Below are 16,881 nucleotides of genomic sequence, written 5' to 3' on the forward strand. Positions count from 1 at the left end.
GCACTGCGGGGGACAAACGTAAAGCCGGCACGGTCGAGTTCTGTCGCGACAGTCGTGATCGCAGCCTCGTCCGTCTTGTCGATTTCTCCGTCCGGCCGGTAGAACTTGATGCCATTGCGATCGGCTGGGATGTGCGAGCCTGTCACCATGAGACCCGCGGCTTTTTTCTGAAGTCCGTAAAGCGCCAGCGCCGGTGTTGGCACCGTGCCGCAGCCGCGGACCTTGAATCCAAGGCGATCAAGTGCATCGGCACAGTTTGCAACGATCTCCGGGCTGGAATCCCTGAAGTCATGACCGATCAGGATGGTGTCACCCGGGCGGGTCATTCCACGGTCGAGCAGATAGCGGCCAAAGGCTGTGGCATAAAGCGCCGAAGCCCGGCCCTTAAGGTCGACAGACAGGCCGCGAAGCCCACTGGTTCCGAATTTCATTCTGAATAAGCCCCGGATGCGCTTGAATTCGCCAGCGATTCGACCTCAATCTACTAGGTGTCCGTAGATAGTGAACTCCGATGAACAATAAAATGTTTGCCAATTCCCGGCTCGAGACAAGCCGGAGGCGCCCACGCGCCGACGAGGATCGTCGATGAATGAACAATCAATCGCACTGGAGGAGGGCTGGAGGGACGCTCTCGCCGGCGAATTTTCCAGCCCCTATATGCAGCAGCTCAAGGCGTTCCTCGTCGCACAGAAGCAGGGAGGCAAACGGATATTTCCCAAGGGATCGGAATATTTCCGTGCGCTCGATCTGACGCCGCTGGCAAACGTCAAGGTCGTGATTCTGGGCCAGGATCCCTATCACGGGCTAGGGCAGGCGCACGGCCTGTGTTTCAGTGTTCGACCAGGCGTTCGCATTCCGCCTTCACTCGTCAACATCTACAAGGAGATGCAGAGCGATCTGGGGATTACACCGGCGCGACACGGATTTCTGGAGCATTGGGCACGGCAGGGCGTCCTGTTGCTGAACAGCGTGCTCACTGTGGAGGAGGCCCAGGCCGCGTCGCACCAGGGCAAGGGCTGGGAGCGATTCACCGACGCCGTCATTGGCAAGGTCAACGATGAATGCGATGCCGTCGTCTTCATGCTCTGGGGCTCCTATGCCCAGCGCAAGGCAGCCTTCGTCGATATAAGACGTCACCTCGTGCTGAAGGCGCCACACCCGTCTCCGCTCTCCGCTCATAACGGCTTTTTCGGTTGCGGCCATTTCTCCAAGGCCAATGCGTTTTTGCAGACGCACGGTCGAGGGCCAATCGACTGGCAATTGCCGACGAACCCCGGCGACGCCCAACTCTTCTGAACGATTGGCTTTTGTCGTTCACTAAAAAGAGACAATGCGTTCCGGTCCTCGGGGCTATTCCAATTGGTCCGGAGCGATCATCTATACCCCATACGAAGCCCGCGAGGCGGGCAAGAAAGGGGTCTTAAATGCTCGATCAAATCAAGGGTCTGCACCACGTCACGTCCATGGCGGAGGATGCCCGCACAAACAACCAATTCTTCACTACCGCCCTCGGTCTGCGTCGCGTCAAGAAGACCGTGAATTTCGACGCGCCCGACGTTTATCACCTCTATTATGGTGACGAAACCGGTGCACCCGGCACGATCATGACGTACTTCCCATTTCCGAAGATGGCGCAAGGTCGTCCGGGAACCGGTGAAGTTGGAACCACCGTTTTCTCGGTCCCGCAGGGCTCGATCGGCTTCTGGAGCGATCGCTTGAACAAGTTGAATGTCACCGGCCTGAAGACTGAGGAGACATTCGGCGAGAAGCGTCTGAATTTTGCCGGTCCCGATGGTGATGGCTTTGCCCTTGTCGAAGTCAAGGATGACAGCCGCCAGCCTTGGACACACGGTGGTATCAGCGAGGAAAACGCGATTCGTGGCTTCCATTCGGTGGCCATGCGTTTGCGTGACGATGGCGCCACGTCAGAACTGCTCAAGTTCATGGGCTACGAAGTCCAGGAAGAGCGTGATGGTGTCAAGCGCCTGACTATTCCGGGTGGGAATGGCGCGCATCTCGTCGATCTGGAAACCATGCCGAACGTTTCACGCGCTTTGCCAGGTGCAGGGTCCGTGCATCACGTGGCCTTTGCCGTAGAAAATCGTGCGAAACAGCTTGAGGTCCGCAAGGCGCTGATGGATACCGGCTACCAGGTCACGCCCGTCATCGACCGTGACTATTTCTGGGCGATCTACTTCCGGACCCCGGGCGGCATCCTGTTCGAGATTGCGACCAACGAGCCCGGCTTCAACCGGGACGAAGACACTGCGCATCTTGGCGAGGCACTGAAGCTGCCACACCAGCACCAGCACTTGCGCGCTCTCATCGAGCAGCACTTGCAGCCGCTTGAGGCTTAAAGGGGACGCACAATGACCGATAACAGCTATGTGCACCGGCTGCAGGCCGGTGCACCCGGAAAGCCCATTCTGTTCGTGCTGCACGGAACGGGCGGGGATGAAAACCAGTTCTTTGATTTCGGGCGGCGCCTGCTGCCGGAGGCGACGATTGTCTCTCCGCGTGGGGACGTCTCGGAGTTTGGTGCCGCACGCTTCTTCAAGCGTACCGGCGAGGGCGTCTACGACATGGCGGACCTCGCCCGTGCAACCGAGAAGCTTGCATCCTTTGTCGCGGCGCTGGCGAAGCAACATGAGGCAAGCGACGTGCTCGGCCTGGGTTTCTCAAATGGGGCAAATATCCTCGCCAATGTGTTGATCGAGAAGGGATTGTTCGATGCATCGGTTCTGATGCATCCGTTGATCCCGTTCCAACCGATGGCAAATCCCGCCTTGAGCGGGCGCAAGATACTGATCACGGCAGGCGAACGCGACCCGATCAGCCCTGCGCCCGTGACGAAGGCCCTGGCGGATTACTTCGAGAGCCAACACGCTTCCGTCACGACGGAATGGCATGCAGGTGGTCACGATATCAGGCAGAATGAAATCGACGCCATCCACAGGCTCTTCGAGCCGTACCGGTAAGCCACTGCTGTCGGATGGTCATCGGCCATCCGACAGGGCTCCTTCGAATGCAGAGGGTGATAATCCAATAGGCTTATTTTTGGTTGTGAAGCCTTTTTGTTGTGATAATTGTTCGCGCGATGAAACCTTAGCGAGTATTTTGCTGTAACGAGTTGAAGGGTTGCATTCGCATGAACGATGTCGCAGACGTTCGAATGCTGATTGGATTGGCCCACCGACAGGCTCGGACAATATTGCTGGTGGGATTGCCGATCTTCCTGCTGAGCCTCGTCATCGTCTTCTCGTTCACACCTCGCTACACCGCCCAATCGTTGGTTCTTGTCGATACAAGTTCGAAGAATCTGCTCGACCCGGACGCTGCCACGAGTAGCGGCCTTACCGATAATTCCCGGGTGGAAGGCGAGGTTCGTATCATTCAATCCGATGCGGTGCTGCTGGAGGCAATCAGGAACGGCAAGCTTCTCTCCGATCCAGAGTTTGCTCTCAACCGTTTCAACGGCCGATTACTCTCCGCCGCTGGGCTCGCTGCCGACACGCCCTCAGGCGATGCGGCGCCGGGTGAAGTGCTGTCGGCTTTCAAGGATGCCGTTCGGGTTCGCCGCGAAGGCTTGACCTATCTTATCAGTGTGGGCGTGACATCGGATGATGCGGACAAAGCCGCGCGTCTCGCGAATCTTGGAACGACCGTCTACCTCAGGAAGCAGGTCGAAGCCAAAGTGGCGAACACCGTTTCAGCCGGGAAGATCCTTGAACATCAGGTGACGGCCGCCAGAGATGTGCTTGCGCAGAATGAACGCAATCTCTACCTTTTCGTCACATCCCATAGTGATCTCCAGGCAGCCGGTTCTCTCTCGCAACTACGGCTTGCGGATGCGCAGTTTGGCGAGACGACATCCGATGCGCACCAGGGGGGTACGGGCGCGGTCTATCGGCGGAGGTCCTGACACAATTCTACGCGCTCCAGCAGTCGGCACAGGTCGCGAGCGTGCAGTACCAGAACCTTTTGACGCGATTGCAGGACTTTGAAGCCCAAGCCAGCCTCCAGGTGGCTGACGGTCGCGTGGTTTCCGCAGCCCTTGCCCCGATCGAGCCGTCCTATCCGCGGAAAGGTCTGGTGCTCGGCATCATGGCCATCGTGGCGTTGGGTGCGGGCGTCGGGGGGTGCCCTGCTACGAGAGTTTTCCATCGGCGGCTTCGCGAGCGAAGATCAGGTGAGTGCGGTCCTGAATGTCCCGCTGGCCTCGGTCACGCCCGATCAGGCGGGGAGTGAAGTTGAGAAGCCGCACGGTCGCGGTCTCTCCGACACGATCATCTCCGCCCCGCTCTCGGTCTGACGCGCCCGCGCCTGCTGTCAGGCTGTCCCCGAAGGCGACGATAGAACGCCGCTTTGGTATGGCGCGACGCGCTGCTTGCGTTGGATTGACACTGAGACCGAGAAACATAAAAGGCTCCACAGTAATGAATGGGAATGTGATCCTATTTCGGCTGGAGAAAGCGGGGATAATTCCACTCGGCGACCGACTAGTCTGCGGAAATCGACCGGGCGGTTTGTGGCAAACACTGGCTCAAATGGCTTGTTTGGAAGGGCGAAGGGCAGTCGTTCTTCAAGTGCGGCTGTGACCAGTGGAAGAGATGGTATAAGATCGACCGCGGTGGCGACCCATCGCCTATGCGCTGCGAGACCAGAGACCACAAAGCGGAGTTTTGACATTGAGTGTAGCCTTCGTCAAAGAAGAAAGTGCCGAAGCTGCTTCGGAAACACTTTTGCCGGACCGTCCAATTTCGCCGCATCCGAACCTCGTTACGGAAGCGGGCTTCAAGGCCCTGGAATTGCAGCTGCAGCAAGCGCGCGAGGCCTACGATGCCGCGAACTCCATTGAAGACGTGAACGAACGGCGGCGACAGGCGGCAAATCCGTTGCGGGATCTGCGCTACTTTGCTGCCCGAGTCCGTACGGCGCAGGTCATCCCTGAGCCGATTTCGCTTGATGTCGTCGCCTTTGGAACCAGCGTGACCTTCAGCCGGGACGACGGACGCGTGCAGACCTACCGTATCGTCGGAGAGGATGAAGCCGATCCGAAAACCGGATCGATTTCCTTCGTATCCCCGGTGGCCAGGGCTCTCACCGGCAAGACGGTTGGAGATGTCGTCAGCGTCGGCGGTCAAGAACTCGAGGTCATCGCCATCGGTTAGGCGCTTTTTTCTTAGCTGATGCGAAAGCGATGGCTGTCCGATTTTCGAACAGCTTATGGCTCTTAACCCGTCTTCATGCTCTATTAAGTAATTATCTTGAGATTGTAATCTCCCTGTTCCATGATGATTGCGATGCAAAGAATTTCGGCTCGTACTTCATGACGATCGCTGCAGATCGCTTCAGCCATGAACATGTTTCTTTGCCGTCGGGTGGCTTTACGGCTGTTAGACTTTGATCTTTATTTATCCCGCAGGCTCTCAACTGCGGTCGATCTGATTAGGGACGTTGCATGAATTCGGAGTTTACCGTTCGTCCGATGCGACCCGGTGAGTTGGAGCTAGTGCTCGAGTGGGCACGTCAGGAGGGATGGAATCCCGGCCTCGACGATTCGGTTGCCTTTCACGATGCGGACCCGTCGGGATTTTTCGTGGGCGTGATCGGGGAGGTGCCCGTCGCCTCGATCTCAGTCGTCAAATATGGCGAGGATTTTGCTTTCCTCGGTCTTTTTATCGTCCATCCGGATTTTCGGGGCAGGGGCTACGGCAAGGCCATTTGGAATGCCGGGATGATGTCGGCTGAGGGCCGTAGCATCGGTCTGGATGGTGTGCCCGCACAACAGGACAATTACCGAAAGGCCGGGTTCGAAGAGGCCTATCGGACGGTTCGCTATGGTGGCGTGATCTCTGCCTTGCCGGAATCAACACTGGTTGCCCACGCTGTCTCGGAGAGACTCGACGGATTGCTGCGCTATGACGCGATGATCTTTCCGGCGCCGCGGCCAACCTTCGTGGCGTCATGGTGTGCTACTCGCAAGGACAGGCACTCGGCAGTGGTGCGCAAGCGTGGCAAGATTCGCGGCTACGGAACCATCCGCCGTTGCTACGAGGGCTACAAGATCGGCCCGCTGTTTGCAGGCGACAGGGATAGCGCGGCGGCTCTGATTTCGGTTCTGGCGCAGCATGCCAAGGGAGCGAAGGTCTTCATCGATGTTCCCACCAACAATGGCGAGGCCATTGAACTTGCCGAGAGCCTGGGCTTGGCGCCCGTCTTCGAAACGGCGCGGATGTATCGGGGCACAGCGCCGGTCGTTCCGCTCAGGAGCATTTTCGGCGTGACGACCCTGGAACTCGGCTAGCGCCTTTCGGGGTTAAATCGAAGCGTTCTGTTGGCTCAAACGGAGTCGGTCGGTCGATCAGGCGGCCCGTGAGGCCGGGCATCGTTCCGCCAGGAACAGCGGCGACCGGCTCGGACGTACCTTGGGGTATGTCCTTCATCAATCGTTCCTGCCCTGTCGAAAACCTGCTCCGGCAGAACGTTTCAATTTTCTGAAAGCTCTAGGCTGTGGTGACAATTTAACGATCCGGGATTCCATTCGAGTCGCAAATCAGATTCAACGCTGACTTTGGAGGTCGGCGATGGATGGTGAGGTTCTTCGAGATGACCAGTGGGAGCGGCTGAAGCCGTTTGTGCCCGGTGGTCGCAAAGGCAGGCGCGGTCCTCGCAGTGATGGGCGTCGGTTCTTCGACGCGATACTGTGGCTTGCCCGGTCCGGAGCGCGCTGGCGTGATCTGCCGGAAGACCGTTTTGGTCCCTATCAGACGGTCAAACGGCGCTATTACCGTTGGATCGAGCAGGGCATATTCGACCGGATTTTCGAAGCAGTTTCTGTCGATCCGGACATGGAGTGGTTGTCCATCGACGCCACGGTTATCCGGGCGCAGGCCCAAGCCGCCGGCGGCGAAAAAGGGGGGAGCGCAAGCCCAGGCTCTCGGCCGCTCCCGAGGTGGATTTGGCAGCAAAATCCATGCGGTAGTTGATGCACTGGGATTGCCGGTTCGCTTTCAACTCGGCCCTGGACAACAGAACGACATGGCACCGGCTTGCGACCTTATCCGCGCACTCCCAGCCAAACAGGTGCTCGCGGATCGCGCCTATGATGCCGACAGCTTGCATGACATCATTCTTGATCAAGGCGGCGAGCCAGTCATTCCGCCACGCCGACATCGCAAGCACCAACATGCCTATGATCGCCTTGCCTACAAACAGCGATGGGGCATTGAGAGCTTCTTCGCCAAGCTCAAACAATGGCGGCGTATCGCAACGCGCTACGACAAGATCGCCGACAACTTCCTCGGCTTCATAAAGCTCGCGAGCATCATGCTATGGATCAAATAGTTAAATTGTCACCACAGCCTAGTCCATAGGCGAGGCGGGGACGGTCGAGACTGCGCGCTGGGGACGGCCTTTTTCGGCGATGGCAATGCCGCCCAAAGCGAGCGCAAGCGCGATCACATGGAACGGTCGAAGATGCTCGCCAAGCAGCGCCACGGACAACAGCGTTCCGAAGACCGGCACGAGGTTGATGAAGAGCCCGGCGCGATTTGCGCCGATCGCCTCGACGCCCTTGATATAGAGGATCTGGGCAAGCAGGGACGCGAAGATGGCAGTGTAGAAGGCAATCAGCCAGCCCTTGTTGTCTGGCAATTGCACAGCACCTTGCGTGCCCTCCCAGATGAGAAGTGGCACTGCTGTCAGCGTCGCGCCGAGGGCGGGGATCGCCATCAGCGTGCGCCAATCAAGGGGCGGTTTCCAGCGTAGAAAAATCGTGTAGACAGAATAGGCGGCTACGGCGATCAGCATGAGGCCGTCGCCACGGTTGAGACCGAGCTGCAGCAGGGTCGTCAGGTCACCATGCGCGGCGGTCAATGCGACGCCGCCGAGCGTCATGGCGAAGCCGACTATCTGTGCTGTAGAAACGCCTGTGCGGAAGAAGACGAAGTTCAGCAGGAAGATCAGCATCGGGATCCCGGCCTGCTCGATCGCAACATTGATCACGGTTGTGTACTGGACGGCCGAGTAAAGCATCGCGTTGAAAAGCGTATAGCCGATGATGCCGTAGAAGAAGAGCAGCGGCAGGTTCTTGCGGACGATCGGCCAGTCGCGCTTCAATTGCGGTACGGAAACGGCGGCAATGAGTGCCGTCGCAAGGAACCAGCGCAGAAACGTCAGCGTCATCGGGCTGACGTGCCCGAGCGCGAGCTTGCCCGCCACCGCGTTTCCGCCCCAGCATAGTGCCGCGACGACGAGAGAAATATAAGCGGCGACCTGCACAGGCGATTCTTCCAGATGACGGCGATGTGGTTCTCAACCTTGGGACATGATCGGCCAATAGCCCGATGATGGCTGATTTGTCACGTAAAAAGCCGATTTCGGCGGCATAACAGGGTCGATTTCCCGGTGACAAAGCTTTATAGATGCGCGGGTTTGAGAAGGGTGCGGTTAAATCCGCCTTTAACAGGAAGACGTGAATGACGAACGTAGTTGTAGTCGGTTCGCAATGGGGTGACGAAGGCAAAGGCAAGATTGTCGATTGGCTTTCGGAACGCGCCGATGTGATCGTGCGCTATCAGGGCGGACACAATGCGGGCCACACGCTGGTCATCGACGGTGTCAGCTACAAGCTTGCCCTTCTGCCATCCGGCCTCGTGCGCGGCAAACTCAGTGTCATCGGCAATGGCGTCGTCGTCGATCCGCATCATTTCGTCGCCGAAGTCGCGAAGCTGCGCGCGCAGGGTGTCAATGTAACGCCCGAGGTGCTGCGCATCGCGGACAACGCACCGCTGATCCTGTCGCTGCACCGCGACCTCGATGGCTTCCGCGAAGACGCGGCTTCCAACAGCGGAACCAAGATCGGTACCACTCGCCGCGGCATCGGCCCGGCTTATGAAGACAAGGTCGGTCGCCGCGCGATCCGCGCCATCGACCTGGCCGACAAGGAAGCGCTGCCGGCCAAGATCGACCGTCTGCTGACGCACCACAATGCGCTGCGCCGCGGCCTCGGACTGCCGGAGATTTCGGTGGAATCGCTCGAGAAGGAACTGAACGAAGTCGCCGACCAGGTTCTGCCTTATGTCGACCAGGTCTGGCGTATCCTCGACGACCAGCGCAAGGCCGGTGCCCGCATCCTGTTCGAAGGTGCGCAGGGTGCGCTGCTCGACAACGACCACGGCACCTATCCCTTCGTCACCTCGTCGAACACGGTTGCCGGTCAGGCCGCCGCCGGCTCGGGTCTCGGCCCGACGGCAATCGGCTATGTTCTCGGCATCACCAAGGCTTACACGACGCGCGTGGGCGAAGGTCCGTTCCCGTGCGAACTGAACGATGAGATCGGCAAGCATCTTTCGACAGTTGGTCGCGAAGTCGGCGTCAATACCGGTCGTCCGCGCCGCTGCGGCTGGTTCGATTCGGTTCTGGTCCGCCAGACGGTGAAGACATCGGGCATCACGGGCATCGCGCTAACCAAGCTCGACGTTCTCGACGGTCTCGACGAACTGAAGATCTGCGTCGCCTACAAGCTTGACGGCAAAGAGATCGATTATCTTCCGGCTAGCCAGGCTGCCCAGGCCCGCGTAGAGCCGATCTACATCACGCTGGAAGGCTGGAAGGAATCGACTGTCGGCGCACGCAGCTGGGCTGATCTGCCGGCCCAGGCAATCAAGTATGTTCGCCAGGTCGAAGAACTGATCGGGGCGCCCGTCGCTCTCTTGTCTACAAGTCCTGAGCGCGACGACACGATACTTGTGACCGATCCGTTTGAGGACTAAGGTCGCGGGTCATTATTTGTGCGGTTCGCAGGGCGGACCGCACTCTTAGAGAAAGTACGAATGGCGGATTTTATCGCAGTTATCCGGCGGGCGGTTGACGGCCTGTCTGAAAATACTCCCGAGATGCGGGTGAAAGTCTACGAGCGTGCTCGCGGTGCTGTTCAGCGGCAGCTCGAGAATATGAAGCCGCGCCCACCGGAAGCGATGCTGCAACGGCAGCTTGAAAAACTCGAAGCTGCAATCCGCGAAGTCGAAGCCGAACACGCAGATGCCGTTCTGGTCGACGATGCAGCGCTAGCCGCCGAGCCTGAGGTTGAGGCAAGCGCCGAAGCGGCCAACGAGCCGGAAGCGGCCGTTCCCGAACCGGTTGCCAGCGAAGCTGTGGTCGAGGAGCCGGCGCATAAAACGCCGGTTCACGAAGAGCAGATGGCAGCCGAAGAACCTGCGCCTGCCTACGAAGAGCCGGTCGAAGAGCCTGCGCCCTATCACGAAGAACCTACGTCTCATTATGAGGAGCCTGTCGCTGCCGAACAGGAACACACCGCGCAGCAGGACGCACATTGGGAGCATGAAGAGCCGCGCGCTCCTGTCGGGGAAGCCGAGCCTGTCGAGCATTGGCGGGCCGCTCATGAAGACGACGTCGCTCGCGAGGAGCAGTACGGTCACGAGGAGTATGTTGGCGCAGTCGAGGAGCCTGTTGTCGAGCCGCCCGAGCCGCCCGACGAAGAGCCGGTTCTGCAGCCAATTGCTCGCGACTACGACCTGACCAATCGCCTTGTCGAGCCCGTCTATGGGCTGGATCGTCCGCCGGAAGAATTCGTGGATCGCAGCCAGGAGGAGCCGCTCCAAGCGGATGCCGCTGCGCATTTCGATCCGGTGTGGGCAGAGCCAGTAGAGGAAACGCCTGCACCTCCGGCCAAGGATGCGCAGACGGATTGGGCGCTCGAAGAACTCAGGCAGTTTTCGGAATCTGCGCCGGTTGCTCCGGCCAACGAAGCGGCGCGCGCGTTTGAAGACGTCATCACGGGATTCGACCATACGCCGGGCGGCGTGAAGATGCCCGCCGCGAATGAGGGCTTCTCCTGGGAGGCCGCAGCCTTCGACGATCTGCCACCGATCGAAAACGGCAAGAAAGTTCCGATCAACGCTCATTTCGATGACGGCGATCTCTTCTCCGAAATTCATGGGACGCCGGCAAAAGCTGTACCGGAAACCAATTGGCAGGAGGCAAAGCCGCTTCGCGGATACGACAACCGCGGCGTGGTTGCCGAAGATGATGATGGCATTCCGGCCGCCGATCTCGACAGTGCTGTTGCTGCTAAGTTCCAGCGTAAGAACCTGCGCATGGAGCCGAAGCGCCGTCGCTTCGGCATTGGCTCCATCGTGACGATCCTCATTGCGCTTGGCGTGGTCGGTGGTGGCGGATACGCTGCCTGGATCAATCGGGACGCGCTGTCGTCAATGGTGAAAAACCTCGTCAGCGCTGCTCCCTCGCAGAGCGCGAAGAACGAGCAGACGCCTGCCAAGCCGGATGCGGCGCCCCAGAGGAGCGATGCGAAGCCAGCTGAGGCAAACAAGGAAGTTGCGTCCTTGAATGACGGGGCTTCCGTCAACAACAAGTTCAACCAGCGGCTTCTTGCCGATGGCACCGAAGTCGACAACGGTCCGGCCTCCGTTCCGGGAACGCCTACGGCGGAAGGAAAGTCGGTAGCCGAGCAGAACGTTGCTGCAGCGGATCCGACGCCGCCCGCGACCTCGACGACACCTGCCGTCCCGGCTGCCACCGCACCCGCGACGACGCCGCCGGCGGCTGGAGCCACGCAAGCTGCGCCGGTCGGCTCCTCCGAGAAGATGTTCCTGTACGAAGAGCGGATCGGTCAGAGTTCACCGACCGCCATCCAGGGCTCGGTCGTCTGGAGTCTTCAGCACGAGACAGGCCCGGATGGCAGGCAGGAAGCGACCGTACAGGGGACCGTGACTGTTCCAGAACGCAATCTGTCGGCGCAGCTTACCTTCAAGCGCAATTCCGATGCGTCGCTGCCGGCCAGCCACATCGTCGAGGTGGTTTTCTCGCTGCCGCCGAACTTTGAGGGTGGCGCTATCGAGAGCGTTCAGCGTATCTCGATGAAGCGAACCGAACAGGATCGGGGCGACGCCCTGATTGCCGTTCCGGCAAAGATCACCGACGATTTCCACATGATCGCGCTGAACGACTATCCGGATGCGCGCAAGGCGAACCTCGATCTCCTTTCAAGCCGCGACTGGATCGATATGCCGATCACCTACCGCAATGGTCGCCGCGCGCTTCTGACGATGCAGAAGGGTACTACGGGCGGCGAGGCGTTCAACGCCGCGATCAAGGAATGGGCTGCTTTTGGCGATGTATCGACCAGCCAATAAGCGCCTGTCGAATGGATAAAAGAAAGGGCGGGACCATCGGTCCCGCCCTTTTTGATTTGAAATTGCAATGGCGTTACGCGGTCGCTTCGACCACGCGAACGGCCTTGGCGCGTTCGAGAGCGTCCTTGCGGACGGCATCCTGGACCTTTTCGAAGGCGCGGACCTCGATCTGACGAACGCGTTCGCGGCTAATGTCGAATTCGGACGAGAGGTCTTCCAGGGTCACCGGATCTTCCGCGAGGCGACGTGCCTCGAAGATACGGCGCTCGCGGTCGTTCAGAACGCTCATCGCCTTCGCCAGCATGCGGCGGCGCGTGTCGAGCTCATCCTGTTCGATAAGAACCTCTTCCTGGCTGTCATGGTCGTCGACGAGCCAATCCTGCCATTGACCGGATTCGCCTTCAGAGGCCTTGATCGGTGCGTTCAACGAGGCATCGCCGGAAAGGCGACGGTTCATCGAAACGACCTCCTCCTCGGAGACGTTCAGCTTGGTGGCGATCTCAGCAACGTGTTCCGGCTTCAGGTCGCCATCGTCAATGGCCTGGATACGGCCCTTGAGGCGACGCAGATTGAAGAACAGCCGCTTCTGGTTGGCGGTCGTACCCATCTTCACCAGAGACCACGAACGCAGGATGTATTCCTGGATTGAGGCCTTGATCCACCACATGGCATAGGTGGCAAGACGGAAGCCGCGCTCCGGATCGAACTTCTTGACGGCCTGCATCAGGCCGACATTGCCTTCAGAGACGACTTCGCCGATTGGTAGGCCATAGCCGCGGTAGCCCATTGCGATCTTCGCAACGAGGCGCAGGTGGCTGGTGACGAGTTTGTGTGCCGCTTCGCGATCGCCGTGTTCCGCATAGCGCTTCGCCAGCATGTATTCCTGCTGCGGCTCCAGCATCGGAAATTTGCGGATTTCGTCGAGATAGCGATTGAGACCGTTTTCGCCGGCGGTAATGGACGGCAAGTTATTTCGGGCCATAAAGCACCCTCCTATCTGAATTCCGGTTCCCAATGGAACGCGCCCCTGCGTCGAAAGGCAAACCGGGACATGCGGCTTTATCCAAGCCCGCACTAAGTCAATATACAGATAAGTATGGCGGAACAGGGGTTCAAGACCATACACCGCTTCACGAAGGCGTTACTCTCGCTCCGCACGCAGGGCGTCTGCCAACTCTTCCATGTCCTCGGGCAGAGGCACCTCGAAGTGCATGACCTCGCCGGTGCGAGGGTGCTCGAATTGCAGCATGTAGGCGTGGAGCGCCTGTCTTCCGAAGGCATTCACGGTCTTCCTGGCGGCATCCGGAAGCAGGTTTGCCTTTGTTTTGAAACCTGCTCCGTAGACGGTGTCGCCGAGTAGCGGATGGCCGATATGTGCCATGTGGACGCGGATCTGATGGGTGCGGCCGGTTTCGAGATGGCACTCGACCAGCGAGGCTAGCGACGTGGCATCAGGATTCTCATGGAAGCGTTCGAGCACTTCGTAGTGGGTGATCGCCTCGTCGGCATCCTGCATCTCGGATCGCTTGACGGCGCGACGCGTGCGGTCGCCGACGGCGCGGCCGAGCGGTGCATCGATCGTTCCAGTCAGCGTGCGAGGGCGGCCCCAGACAATCGCTTGGTAAGCCCGCTCCAGCGGCATGGTCCGCCCATGGTCGGCGAATTGCAGCGACAGATGGCGATGGGAGATGTCGTTCTTGGCGACGACCATGACACCTGTGGTGTCTTTGTCCAGCCTGTGGACGATGCCCGGACGGCGCACACCGCCGATACCGGAAAGACTGTCGCCGCAATGATAGATCAACGCGTTGACGAGCGTGCCCGTCCAATTGCCAGCCGCGGGGTGCACCACGAGACCGGCCGGCTTGGAAATGACGATGAGGTCATCGTCTTCATAAAGAATATCGAGCGGGATATTCTCGCCCTTGGGCGTCGGATCCTCCGGCTCGGGCAGCAGGATCTCGAAGGTGTCGCCTGGACGAACCTTTTTCTGCGGATCGGCGAGGATCTTGCCGCCCACGGAGACCTGGCCCTCCTTGATTAGCGCCTTCACGCGGCTGCGCGAAAACGCCTCGCCGAGCTGTCCGGTCATCCACGCGTCAAGACGGCCTTCGGCGTTCTCGTCGGCGGTGAGGACTTTTCTAATGCCGGCAGCTTGTTTAAAGGGGTCGCTCAAGACGCTTCTTCTCCGAATTACTTAAAGAACGGAACGCCACATATGACGAATATCCAGCCAGAAGACGATCAGGACGAAAAGCCCCTGGATCCGGCGATGGAACGTGTCCGGCGCAAGATGATCCGCCTGCAGATCGTCTCAGGCGTCATCATGTTCGTGAGCCTTATGGCTGTCTTCGGCGCGGTTGTCTACAAAGCGATGCGCGCGCCCGCGAAGGAACCGACAGCCGTAACTTCTGCCGGTGTTCCATCCGATGCGCCGGTATCGGTCACGGCAACTTTGCCGTCGGGCTTCGTCATCCAGTCGTCGTCGCTCTCGGGAGGCCAGATCATGTTCTTTGGCGCGACAGCCGATGGAATCAAGAAGTCGCTCATCTTCGATATCAAGTCGGGGCGCATTGTTGCCGATGTGACGGTCAGCGGCGGCTAGGACAATGGCCTCTCGCCTCGTTGCCATCGAGAGCGCGGACGATCCTCGTATCGCTGACTTTCGCGACATCCGCGAGCGCGATCTGACCGGCCGGCAGAACCGCTTCATCGCGGAGGGCACGGTAGTCCTTCGCGTGCTTGTGGAAGCGAGCCACGGCGGTCGCTTTGCAACCGAAAAAGTGCTGCTTCTCAGGAACCGTGTCGACGGCGTCGCTCCAATCCTCGAGAGACTGCCTGATGACGTGCCGGTCTATGTCGCAGAGGCGGACGTCCTAGATCGGATCGTCGGGTTTCATCTCCATCGAGGCGTGTTGGCCCTTGGCAGGCGAGAGGTGGTCGGAACCGAGCTTGTCGACCGATTGCCCGATCGTTCGCTTGTCCTTGTCGGCTGCGGTATTTCCAACCATGACAATGCCGGGTCGATGTTCCGCAATGCGGCCGCCTTCAAGGCGGATGCCATCTTTCTCGATGAGACTTCGTGTGACCCGCTTTATCGCAAGGCGCTACGTGTTTCTGTCGGCTCCGTACTCAGTGTTCCCTATGAGCGGAAGGGCACGGCGCTCGACGTTCTAACACGGCTTGCTGCGAGTGGCTTTGCAATCTGGACGCTCTCGCCGCGCGGGGAGACCGACATTCGAGCCATACCGCCAACCGATCGCATGGCGCTGGTCGTGGGTACGGAAGGCGAGGGGCTGCCGCCTGCACTCCTGGAACGTTTTCAAAGCGCGCGGATCCCGCAGTCGGAGGGACTGGACAGCCTCAATGTGGCGACGGCGACCGGCATCGCCCTCTTTGCCATGTCATCGGCAGCGAAGCTGATCTGAGTTCAGCCCGGTTCGGACAGGATTGTCGCGGCGCGTTGCGCGAGGTTGATACGCTCTCCGTCCTGATTGTCGGTGCCATCCGGCAGAAGGTCGCGGATCGGTGAGGAGGGTCCTTCGTTGATAGCGGTCAATGCAACCATGCTTGCAGCAATGCCGGCGATCTCTTCACGTATCGCACCGTCGTGGCTGGTGTCGGATTTCGCTTTCAGAAGTTGTTCCGAGACGGCGGCGCTGCGCTTGCGCACTTCGTCGCTCAGGCGCGCTGCAATCGCTGCTGTGTCGAGCTCAGTCGGCATTGTTTCCTCGGTTGCCCGCTCCTCTGAAACCGCATCTGCGACCACGGGCTGAAGTCCAGCGTTGCGCAATGCACGGTTTGCCTTGCGCAGCTCGGCATTCGCCGCCTTGATCTGTTCCTTCAGCTTGGTAATTTCCTGCTGGCGGTGTCCGAGAAGCGTATCCTTGTCGGCCGTTGACGCCGCATCGCGCCCCGCTTTGTCCTCGAGCCGGATGACTGCGTGCTCATGCTGGGCGAGCGCCTGCTCCGCATCCTTGGCGCGCTTCTGCAGCAGGTTCACGTCCTGGCGAAGATTGTCGCGCTCGATGCGGACTGCGTTCGCCTTGAACGTCAGGCTCTCGATTTCGGTATCGCGCGCTGCGAGATCGATCTTGAGATTGTCGGTCTGCTCCGCAAGCTTGTTAAGGCGCGTGCGAAGAGCGTCGAGCTCGCCTTCCTTGGCGGCGCTTGCTTGCTCGGCGATGTGGAGGCTCGTCTTAAGCTGGCTAATGTAGTTCTCGTCCTTGCGCAGGTGCGAGCGCTGTTCCGCGGCCTCGACACTCATGTCGCTGATTTGCGCCTGTAGCCCCTCGATCTCGGCGGCAAACCGTCCTGCGTCGAGCGCCAGCGAGTCATGCTTCAGTTGCAGCGCCAGCGACTTTTCGCGCTCGCGCACGAGGTCCTGTGTCGTCTTGGCGTTCTCGGCAGCATAGAGGGCCCGGACCATATCCTTCTGCGCGCGCACTTCCTGCGGGCTGAGTGGCATGGTCGCGCGCATACGGTTTTCCGTATACCAGACGATGCGGCGGTGGACGGCAGGCGACACGAGAAAGACGAGAAACGCTGCCGCCAGGAAGCCCAATCCGAACAAGAGAGCATATTCGATCACGGCGCGGCCACGGCTTCCAGAAGTTGAGTTGCGTCAGGACCAATGATTAAGCGGACCTGACGCGTAGAGCAAGTGGCGGATAGGTCACGGCGAGCGAGAGTTCGCTGCGCCGAT

At 59.7% G+C, this 16,881-nt stretch carries 17 protein-coding genes and 1 pseudogene; 12 read left to right on the forward strand and 6 right to left on the reverse strand.

Annotated features, from left to right (window positions below; translation table 11 throughout):
- Positions 1-431: pseudogene (locus tag C934_RS32155) on the reverse strand (phosphomannomutase); the annotation flags it as partial.
- A 154-nt stretch (positions 432-585) separates the two neighbouring features.
- On the opposite strand from C934_RS32155, the gene ung reads away from it, so the two are divergent.
- From ung to C934_RS34720, 5 genes are all read left to right on the forward strand, one after another.
- Entirely contained in the window at positions 586-1,296 is a 711-nt protein-coding gene (ung, locus tag C934_RS0118810; protein WP_018858195.1) for a uracil-DNA glycosylase, read from the forward strand.
- Positions 1,297-1,424: 128 nt separating this feature from the next.
- Positions 1,425-2,357 (forward strand): VOC family protein, encoded by a 933-nt coding sequence (locus C934_RS0118815; protein ID WP_018858196.1) that lies wholly within the window; start codon positions 1,425-1,427, stop codon positions 2,355-2,357.
- Between the two features lie 12 nt (positions 2,358-2,369).
- Complete coding sequence (locus C934_RS0118820; protein ID WP_018858197.1) at positions 2,370-2,978, forward strand: alpha/beta hydrolase; 609 nt, start codon at positions 2,370-2,372, stop codon at positions 2,976-2,978.
- A 170-nt stretch (positions 2,979-3,148) separates the two neighbouring features.
- Complete coding sequence (locus C934_RS0118825) at positions 3,149-3,922, forward strand: Wzz/FepE/Etk N-terminal domain-containing protein (RefSeq protein ID WP_018858198.1); 774 nt, start codon at positions 3,149-3,151, stop codon at positions 3,920-3,922.
- 41 nt (positions 3,923-3,963) lie between these two features.
- Complete coding sequence (locus C934_RS34720) at positions 3,964-4,248, forward strand: hypothetical protein (protein ID WP_198011820.1); 285 nt, start codon at positions 3,964-3,966, stop codon at positions 4,246-4,248.
- Here C934_RS34720 and C934_RS0118830 read toward each other — a convergent pair.
- Entirely contained in the window at positions 4,148-4,420 is a 273-nt protein-coding gene (locus C934_RS0118830) for a hypothetical protein (protein WP_018858199.1), read from the reverse strand. The genes C934_RS34720 and C934_RS0118830 overlap by 101 nt on opposite strands.
- A 268-nt stretch (positions 4,421-4,688) precedes the next feature.
- On the opposite strand from C934_RS0118830, the gene greA reads away from it, so the two are divergent.
- The 3 genes from greA (at position 4,689) to C934_RS0118855 (ending at position 7,347) form a co-directional block, all read left to right on the forward strand.
- A complete protein-coding gene (gene greA / locus C934_RS0118835) occupies positions 4,689-5,171 on the forward strand; it encodes a transcription elongation factor GreA (RefSeq protein ID WP_018858200.1) in 483 nt (160 codons plus the stop codon).
- Positions 5,172-5,461: 290 nt separating this feature from the next.
- On the forward strand, positions 5,462-6,307 hold the full coding sequence (locus tag C934_RS0118845; RefSeq protein ID WP_026371923.1) for a GNAT family N-acetyltransferase: 846 nt from the start codon (positions 5,462-5,464) through the stop codon (positions 6,305-6,307).
- A 280-nt stretch (positions 6,308-6,587) separates the two neighbouring features.
- Positions 6,588-7,347, forward strand: a protein-coding gene (locus tag C934_RS0118855; protein ID WP_272481249.1) for an IS5 family transposase whose coding sequence is annotated in 2 segments (ribosomal slippage) — positions 6,588-6,908 and positions 6,910-7,347 — 759 coding nt in all. Because the reading frame shifts where the segments join, the coding sequence is not laid out codon by codon here.
- Between the two features lie 18 nt (positions 7,348-7,365).
- On the opposite strand, the gene C934_RS0118860 is transcribed toward C934_RS0118855, so the two are convergent.
- The gene (locus C934_RS0118860; RefSeq protein ID WP_018858203.1) at positions 7,366-8,283 is read right to left on the reverse strand and encodes a DMT family transporter; all 918 of its coding nucleotides are present in this window, start codon (positions 8,281-8,283) and stop codon (positions 7,366-7,368) included.
- Between the two features lie 197 nt (positions 8,284-8,480).
- Here C934_RS0118860 and C934_RS0118865 point away from each other — a divergent pair, with 197 nt between their 5' ends.
- Entirely contained in the window at positions 8,481-9,776 is a 1,296-nt protein-coding gene (locus C934_RS0118865) for an adenylosuccinate synthase (RefSeq protein ID WP_018117286.1), read from the forward strand.
- A gap of 60 nt (positions 9,777-9,836) precedes the next feature.
- Positions 9,837-12,176, forward strand: coding sequence for a hypothetical protein (locus tag C934_RS0118870; RefSeq protein WP_018858204.1), 2,340 nt, complete (start codon positions 9,837-9,839; stop codon positions 12,174-12,176).
- Between the two features lie 73 nt (positions 12,177-12,249).
- On the opposite strand, the gene rpoH is transcribed toward C934_RS0118870, so the two are convergent.
- Positions 12,250-13,158, reverse strand: a complete 909-nt coding sequence (gene rpoH, locus C934_RS0118875; protein ID WP_018117284.1) for an RNA polymerase sigma factor RpoH — start codon at positions 13,156-13,158, stop codon at positions 12,250-12,252.
- A 159-nt stretch (positions 13,159-13,317) separates the two neighbouring features.
- Positions 13,318-14,352, reverse strand: coding sequence for an RluA family pseudouridine synthase (locus C934_RS0118880; RefSeq protein WP_018858205.1), 1,035 nt, complete (start codon positions 14,350-14,352; stop codon positions 13,318-13,320).
- Between the two features lie 42 nt (positions 14,353-14,394).
- Here C934_RS0118880 and C934_RS0118885 point away from each other — a divergent pair, with 42 nt between their 5' ends.
- Both C934_RS0118885 and C934_RS0118890 read left to right on the forward strand, forming a co-directional pair.
- A complete protein-coding gene (locus C934_RS0118885; RefSeq protein WP_018117282.1) occupies positions 14,395-14,781 on the forward strand; it encodes a hypothetical protein in 387 nt (128 codons plus the stop codon).
- Between the two features lie 4 nt (positions 14,782-14,785).
- Positions 14,786-15,604 (forward strand): TrmH family RNA methyltransferase, encoded by an 819-nt coding sequence (locus tag C934_RS0118890; RefSeq protein ID WP_018858206.1) that lies wholly within the window; start codon positions 14,786-14,788, stop codon positions 15,602-15,604.
- 2 nt (positions 15,605-15,606) lie between these two features.
- Here the strand turns inward: C934_RS0118890 and C934_RS0118895 are convergent, their stop codons facing one another.
- Positions 15,607-16,767, reverse strand: a complete 1,161-nt coding sequence (locus C934_RS0118895) for a hypothetical protein (RefSeq protein WP_018858207.1) — start codon at positions 16,765-16,767, stop codon at positions 15,607-15,609.
- Positions 16,768-16,881: the final 114 nt, after the last annotated feature.

Origin of the sequence: Rhizobium sp. 42MFCr.1 (genome assembly GCF_000377185.1) — a bacterium.
Lineage (GTDB): Bacteria > Pseudomonadota > Alphaproteobacteria > Rhizobiales > Rhizobiaceae > Rhizobium > Rhizobium altiplani.